1 protein-coding gene is annotated in these 501 nt (G+C 37.1%); it reads right to left on the bottom strand.

All coding sequences use genetic code 11. From position 1 onward, the window contains the following. Positions 1–191: 191 nt before the first annotated feature. The coding region (locus tag EYQ95_RS26700; RefSeq protein WP_207916750.1) for a hypothetical protein at positions 192–501 on the bottom strand (310 nt) is incomplete at its 5' end.

Genomic DNA, 501 nt, shown 5'->3' with positions numbered 1-501 from the left:
GGGAAGATGGCAAATGACATGAAATGAAATGAATTGAAATGAAAGCTATGGTAGTTGCCATCTTGTACATGTCTATTGTATGATTTATTGTACTCAACCATTGTCATTGTAGGAATTATCTAGACTTGTCTAGAATTAGAACTGTTCACTAAATATATTGAATGAAATTAGTAATGTACTAACATGTGCTTTTACAAGTTTTCTTTATACATTGTTGAACCGTCGTGTTCATTAGTGTTATTGATGGCATTACAGGCCCAGTTGGCCGTCCCAGTGGTTCCGAGACCGCGCCGCCAGCGGAGGAGACCAATCCGGTTCCTCCAGGAGGATTGAACGAATGGACGTAAATCGGAGGCGACCGGTTGAGAAAATTTTGGAAACATTTTGAATAGATTCATTTTGTTGTAAATAGTGATCACCTGCATTGTATTTGAATATGCATGGTTGATTTGAATAGGAAATGAAATGTGTAAGTAAACTTTACACTTTGTGTAAAGAATT

Source organism: Lysobacter sp. N42 (genome assembly GCF_004344885.1).
Note: the sequence above shows the minus strand (reverse complement) of the source record. Positions and strands in the feature narration are given on the sequence as shown.